We start from the raw sequence: 524 nt of genomic DNA on the forward strand, positions 1-524 counted from the left end.
CAACAGGCGGTGTAACATCGGCCATAATCCCGAAGTAAAACACAAACAGGTGCACAGCGATCAACGGTACAATCAGCCCGCTTTGCGCGCCCAGTTCAACGACGACCCCGGCCATCAACGAGCTGACAACGATATAATTCGCCGTGGTCGGCAGACCCATGCCCAGAATCAGGCTGAGCAGCCCAACCATGACCAGCATAAGGATAAGATTGCCGCCTGAAAGGAACTCGACCAGGTCAGCCATTACCTGACCAACACCCGTCAAAGTCACTGTGCCGACGATCACGCCCGCAGTGGCAGTTGCCAGCGCGATACCGATCATGTTCCGTGCACCATCAATCAACCCCTGCCACAGGTCAGCGACGCCATCGACAAAGGTGTTCTTGAGATTGCTCTGCCCCCGGAAAAGAGCCTTGAGCGGTTTCTGCGTCAGCAGGATTACGAACAGCAAAGCGGTCGCCCAGAACGCCGACAGTCCCGGCGATTTCTGTTCGATCATCAGGAAGTAAACCAGAACGACGATC

Annotated in this window: 1 protein-coding gene; it reads right to left on the reverse strand. The window is 55.7% G+C overall.

The window, feature by feature from the left end; genetic code table 11:
• On the reverse strand, window positions 1–524 hold a 524-nt coding region (locus tag ACR0NZ_RS20645), incomplete at both ends, for a TRAP transporter large permease subunit (RefSeq protein ID WP_480521586.1).

The organism is Ruegeria sp. AE3 (assembly GCF_056542225.1).